5 protein-coding genes and 1 rRNA gene are annotated in these 6147 nt (G+C 59.1%); all 6 read left to right on the plus strand.

The window, feature by feature from the left end:
- Window positions 1-24 precede the first annotated feature (24 nt).
- Window positions 25-435, plus strand: coding sequence for an NADH-quinone oxidoreductase subunit A (locus tag BLR34_RS03460; protein WP_092699451.1), 411 nt, complete (start codon window positions 25-27; stop codon window positions 433-435).
- Window positions 432-1130, plus strand: a complete 699-nt coding sequence (locus BLR34_RS03465) for an NADH-quinone oxidoreductase subunit B (protein WP_092699453.1) — start codon at window positions 432-434, stop codon at window positions 1128-1130. The genes BLR34_RS03460 and BLR34_RS03465 overlap by 4 nt, the downstream gene beginning before the upstream one ends.
- Window positions 1127-2803, plus strand: a complete 1677-nt coding sequence (locus tag BLR34_RS03470) for an NADH-quinone oxidoreductase subunit D (RefSeq protein WP_092699455.1) — start codon at window positions 1127-1129, stop codon at window positions 2801-2803. The genes BLR34_RS03465 and BLR34_RS03470 overlap by 4 nt, the downstream gene beginning before the upstream one ends.
- Window positions 2803-3861, plus strand: a complete 1059-nt coding sequence (locus BLR34_RS03475) for a complex I subunit 1/NuoH family protein (RefSeq protein ID WP_092699457.1) — start codon at window positions 2803-2805, stop codon at window positions 3859-3861. Before BLR34_RS03470 ends, BLR34_RS03475 begins: the two co-directional genes overlap by 1 nt.
- Window positions 3862-3895: 34 nt before the next feature.
- Complete coding sequence (locus tag BLR34_RS03480; protein WP_092699459.1) at window positions 3896-4357, plus strand: NuoI/complex I 23 kDa subunit family protein; 462 nt, start codon at window positions 3896-3898, stop codon at window positions 4355-4357.
- Between the two features lie 860 nt (window positions 4358-5217).
- Window positions 5218-6147, plus strand: a 16S ribosomal RNA gene (locus BLR34_RS03485); the annotation flags it as partial.

Genomic DNA, 6147 nt, shown 5'->3' on the forward strand with positions numbered 1-6147 from the left:
TTCAAAGCCCCGGAACGACAAGAAATGAGTGATTGGATCGCTATCGGGGCGCTGGCGCTTGTCGCGATACTCATCCCGGTGTCGATGATGGTTGTATCGTGGCTCCTCCGGCCGAGTGTCCCCGAACAAGGAAAGCGCGCCACCTACGAGAGCGGGGAGGTCCCCGTCGGCAGCAGCCGTGCGATTAAGTTCAACATCCAGTACTACCTGGTCGCGCTGCTGTTTGTCGTCTTCGACGTGGAGACGGTGTTCATCATCCCGTGGACAGTCGTCTACGAGGATGCAGTCACCGAAATCGGACTCGGCGAGGCGCTCTTGCCGATGGCGCTGTTTCTCGGCGTTCTCCTCCTCGGTCTCGGGTGGGCCTGGCGTAACGGCGCCGTCAAATGGGTCCGCAGCGCGCAGGTCGACAGCCAGCGGGTGAGCGAATCATGAGCAAGGAACAGGAACTACACGACACGCTGGAACAGGCACAGAGCACACAGGAAGCCCGGATGGGCTCGGGAACCGACGACCGCTTCAACTCCAAGCTCCGAGAGGCCTTCGGAGCGAGCCCCTTCATCCTCACCAAGTTCGACCAGTTCATGAACTGGGTGCGGGGCAACTCGATGTTCATGCTCCTCTTTGGCATCGCTTGCTGCAGCATCGAGATGATGCACACCTACGCGACGAAACACGACCTCGACCGATTCGGCGCAGGTGTCCCCCGTGCATCACCCCGACAGGCCGACGTTATCATCGTTCCGGGGACTATCGTCTCGAAGTTCGGGCCACGCCTCAAGCGCGTCTACGACCAGATGCCCGAGCCCAAGTTCGTCGTCTCGATGGGCTCGTGTACGGTCTCTGGCGGCCCGTTCCAGGAGGGGTACAACGTCATCAAGGGTGCCGAAGAAATCATCCCTGTCGACATCCACGTCCCGGGCTGTCCGCCACGGCCCGAGGCGCTGGTCTACGGCGTGCTCAAGCTCCAGGAACAGATTCGGGAGGGCGAGAGCGCGCCGGTGACGGTCAAACCATACGAACTCGAAGAGTTTGGCGACCTCGAACGCGACGAACTGGTCCAGCAACTCGCCAACGAAATCGACGAGGACGACCTCGTGATGCGCTACAACTGGGTGGATTCGCCATGAGCCTGGAACAGCCACGACAGCGCGACGTTGGGGTCACGCCGGACGGCGAGTTGGACTACGACGAACTCGCCGACCTGCTCGAAGAGTACCTCCTCGACCGCGAGGAGCACATGAACGCACAGGGGTTCGTCGTGCGGCCCGACGAGGTCGCGGCAGTACTGGAGACGCTCCGGGAGGAGGCCGGCTTCGACCACCTCTCGCTGGTCACGGCCCAGGACTATCAGGACCGCTACGAGTCTATCTATCATCTCAAGAAGTACAGCGACCCGACCCACGAGCTGTCGGTGGTCGTCCCGACGACCCGTGAGAACCCACTCAGCCAGAGCGCCGCGCCCGTCTTCGAGACGGCAAACTGGCACGAGCGGGAGGCCTACGACCTCGTGGGCATCGAGTACGACGAACATCCCGACCTGCGACGAATTTTGCTCCCGGAAACCTGGCAGGGCCATCCTCTTTCGAGTGACTACAATCAGGACCAGCCCCAGATTGTGCCGCTGCGCGAGCAGGCCGACCCGATGGAGCACAAGACCCAGGCGCCCGACGAGCAGGACGCGATGTTCGTCAACATCGGTCCCCACCACCCGGCGACACACGGCGTCTTGCACCTCAAGACGGTCCTCGACGGCGAACAGGTCGTCGACGTCGACCCCGACATCGGCTATCTCCACCGCTGTGAGGAGCAGATGTGCGAGCAGTCGACCTACCGTCACCAGATTATGCCCTACCCGGACCGGTGGGACTACATCTCGGCCGGAATTCTCAACGAGTGGGCCTACGCCCGGACGGCGGAGACACTCGCAGACATCGAGGTGCCCGACTACGCGCAGGTTATCCGCACGATGTCCGCCGAAATGTGCCGTATTGCGGCTCACCTGCTCGCTGTCGGGACGTTCGCGCTCGACATCTACGGCGACTTCACCGCCATCTTCATGTACGCCATCACGGACCGCGAGAAGGTCCAGCATCTGCTCGAAGACCTCACCGGTCAGCGGCTGATGTTCAATTACCTCCGCCTCGGTGGCCTCGCCTGGGACCTCCCCGAGCCCCGCGAGGAGTACTTCGAGAACGTCCGAAACTTCTGTGAGTACATCCCCGAACGCCTCGAAGAGTACCACAACCTCCTGACCGGCAACGAACTGTTCCAGATGCGGGTTCTGGATACGGGCGTCTTGCCCCCCGAGAAGGCCAAAGACTACGGCTGTACCGGGCCGGTGGCGCGCGCGTCCGGCATCGATTACGACCTGCGACGGGACGACCCGTACGGCTACTACGACGAACTCGAATTCGATGTCGTCACCCGGGACGGCTGTGACAACTTCGCGCGCGCCTCCGTCCGCCTGGAGGAGATTCGCCAGTCCGCTCGCATCATCGAGCAGTGTGTCGACTTGCTCGAAGACTGGCCCGAAGACGAACGCGAGATTCAGTCGAACGTGCCCCGGACGCTCAAGCCCGACCCCGACACGGAGGTCTACAAGGCAGTCGAGGGAGCGAAAGGCGAACTCGGCATCTACATCCGCTCTGATGGGTCGGACAAACCCGGCCGCTTCAAGATTCGGAGTCCAGCGTTCTGTAACCTCCAGTCGATGGAAGTTCTCGCAGAAGGCGAGTACATTCCCGACATGGTTGCCGCGCTTGGCAGTCTCGATATCGTCCTCGGGGAGGTGGACCGATAATGTCGACGCTGCTCCCGGAGACGATAAGTGATGCACTCGGCATCGGCGGCGTTACCGGAACCTTTCTTGGTGGCGTCATCGGCGCAGCGCTCGTCGGGTCCTTTATTCTCGTCAACACCGCCGTGGCGGGGCCCTGGCTGAAACGCAAGATTATGGCGAGCTTCTGGGAGAAAATTGGGCCGAACCACATCGGTCCCTTCGGTTCGCTCATCATGGTCGCAGACGCAGTCCGGCTCATCTCGAAAGAACTCGTCGTTCCGGAAGGCGTCGACCGCCCGGCCTGGGACCTGGCACCGATGGTGCTCGCGTCCTCGGCGCTGCTCGGGTTCGCCGTCATCCCAATGGGCTCGATTCTGGGCATCAACGTCCAGCTTGCCGACCCCGAGGTGGGACTGGCCTTCGTCTTCGCCGTCGCTTCAATTGCCTCTGTCGGCCTCGTGATGGCCGGTTACGCATCGAACAACAAGTTCTCGTTTTTGGGCGGGCTCCGTGCGGTCGCCCAGAACCTCGCCTACGAGATTCCGCTCATCCTGACTGGTATCTCGGTGGTCATCTTCGCCGGCTCGCTCCAAATGAGCGAAATCGTCGCCGCACAGAGTCAAACGCTCCTCAGCGTTGGTCCTGTCGACGTGCCGGCGTGGTTCGGTATCCTCAATCCGTTCGCGCTCGCTCTGTTCTTGGTTGCGAACCTGGCTGAAGTCGGCCGGAACCCGTTCGACATCCCCGAAGCACCGACCGAGATTGTCGCCGGTTACCAGACCGAGTACTCTTCGGTGTACTTCGTCTTGCTATATCTCGGCGAGTTCATCCACATCTTCCTCGGTGGCGCAATCGTCGCGACGGTGTTTCTCGGTGGCCCGGCCGGCCCGGTTCTCCCGGGTATCGTCTGGTTCCTGGTCAAAATCTGGGCAGTGTTCCTGTTCACTCAGTGGTGTCGCTCGTCGCTCCCGCGCATCCGCGTCGACCAGCTCATCGGTATCGGCTGGAAAGGGCTGTTGTTGGCGTCATTTGCCAACCTCATCGTGACGGCAGCAATCGTGGGGGTACTCGCAGTATGACACACTCGCAGCTACACAACGCAGGTGATTCAACATGTTAGGAGTCCTCAAAAGCATGGCAACGACGATGAAACACGCACTGGACGGCGAGACGTTCACCGTCTCCTACCCCGAAGAGGAACCGGAGGTGTCGCCCCGGTTCCGTGGCGTCCACAAGTTCAGCCAGGAGCGGTGTATCTGGTGTCGACAGTGTGAGAACGTTTGTCCGAACGACACGATTCAAATCGTGATGGACGACAAGCGCAACGGCGAACAGTACAACCTCCACATCGGGCAGTGCATCTACTGTCGGCTCTGTGAGGAAGTCTGTCCCGTCGATGCAATCTTGCTCACACAGAACTTCGAGTTCGTCGGTGATACCAAAGACGAACTCGCCTACAACAAAGAGGAGCTGAAAAACGTTCCGTGGTACAAGGACATCGACCCACTGGAGTCGCGTGAACCGGACAGGAGTGCGTGGGTCGGCGACGGCGACGGCGAAGTCGACTACCAGTAGGTCGCTTGGCGACCCTGTCGTCTCTAACACTCATGCGAACCACGGGTAGTGGTGTTCATATGGTAAGCGCAGAGCATGACGCGGTCTTTTCAAGCTAATTCATTCCCAAAAGCACCCACTATCGCGGTAGTACCGACCAATTCAACGACAAACATCCTAGAGATTGGAATAGTAGCGAACGCCCTCCGGAGAGTACCACGACGAACTACCAGCTTCCCAAACGGTCTCAGCAGCGCCGAAGCAGACACAGCCGACCACTGGCGCAACTTAGTCTCATGCGCATCAGCGTATTTGAACACTACCCACGCACCTTTCGCCGATGAGTGCCTGCACGGCAGTCACCACCTAAGGTATACCGTGACTGTACGATTCACGTACTTCGATACGTCTGTAGAGCCGACCGAACTCTTCTATGTCGATGTCATACTCTGTCACAACGCAGAGTAACTCCTGCTCAGTCTGGTTTTCTCGAATGAAGCGAGTACCGGTCTTGTGTTGTGGTTTTGTATCTCATAGTGCCTTCCTTTCGACGGGTATTTATGTATCACCCCCATCGGTTACAATGTACGCGACAGATGACGGATGGCGGGACGCGCCCGACTTTCCGTCACCTCTCTAGACGAGTATTCCTCGTCGATGATGAATCCGCCAGAGCTGTCCCTGTGACCCCTCTGGCATCCACGAGTCGCCGTGGAATGACAACAATATGAGGATTTCACCCCTGCGGCCCTGCCGTACAGATGGAATCTGATGTGAGCCTTGACAGTTTGGTTAAGTCGTATCAATTAGATTGATACACTGTTACCAAACGACGGACACATATGTGTCTCCGCCAGTCGACTGATTTAGATCAGTTCAACATTCCGGTTGATCCTGCCGGAGGCCATTGCTATTGGAGTCTGATTTAGCCATGCTAGTCGTACGAGTTCGTACTCGTGGCGGATAGCTCAGTAACACGTGGCCAGACTACCCTACAGATCGGGATAATCTCGGGAAACTGAGGCCAATACCGAATATAGCTTCCACGTTGGAATTGCAGGAAGCTAAAAATACTACGGTGCTGTAGGATGTGGCTGCGGCCGATTAGGTAGACGGTGGGGTAACGGCCCACCGTGCCAGTAATCGGTACGGGTGATGAGAGTCAGAGCCCGGAGACGGTATCTGAGACAAGATACCGGGCCCTACGGGGCGCAGCAGGCGCGAAACCTTTACACTGCACGACAGTGCGATAGGGAGACTCCAAGTGCGAGGGCATACAGTCCTCGCTTTTGTACACCGTAAGGTGGTGTACGAATAAGAACTGGGCAAGACCGGTGCCAGCCGCCGCGGTAATACCGGCAGTTCGAGTGATGGCCGATATTATTGGGCCTAAAGCGTTCGTAGCTGGCCAATCAAGTCTGTCGGGAAATCCACGCGCCCAACGCGTGGGCGTCCGGCGGAAACTAGTTGGCTTGGGACCGGAAGACTCGAGGAGTACGTCCGGGGTAGGAGTGAAATCCCGTAATCCTGGACGGACTACCGATGGCGAAAGCACCTCGAGAGCACGGATCCGACAGTGAGGAACGAAAGCTGGGGTCTCGAACCGGATTAGATACCCGGGTAGTCCCAGCTGTCAACGATGCCCGCTAGGTATGGCACGGGCTACGAGCCTGTGCTATGCCGCAGCGAAGGCGCTAAGCGGGCCGCCTGGGAAGTACGTCTGCAAGGATGAAACTTAAAGGAATTGGCGGGGGAGCACTACAACCGGAGGAGCCTGCGGTTTAATTGGACTCAACGCCGGACATCTCACC

The sequence above is a fragment of the Halovenus aranensis genome (assembly GCF_900100385.1).
Classification (GTDB): domain Archaea; phylum Halobacteriota; class Halobacteria; order Halobacteriales; family Haloarculaceae; genus Halovenus; species Halovenus aranensis.

Coding starts and splice junctions, on each gene's coding strand:
- BLR34_RS03460 (WP_092699451.1), top strand. CDS start 25: ATGAGTGATTGGATCGCTATCGGGGCGCTGGCGCTTGTCGCGATACTC.
- BLR34_RS03465 (WP_092699453.1), top strand. CDS start 432: ATGAGCAAGGAACAGGAACTACACGACACGCTGGAACAGGCACAGAGC.
- BLR34_RS03470 (WP_092699455.1), top strand. CDS start 1,127: ATGAGCCTGGAACAGCCACGACAGCGCGACGTTGGGGTCACGCCGGAC.
- BLR34_RS03475 (WP_092699457.1), top strand. CDS start 2,803: ATGTCGACGCTGCTCCCGGAGACGATAAGTGATGCACTCGGCATCGGC.
- BLR34_RS03480 (WP_092699459.1), top strand. CDS start 3,896: ATGTTAGGAGTCCTCAAAAGCATGGCAACGACGATGAAACACGCACTG.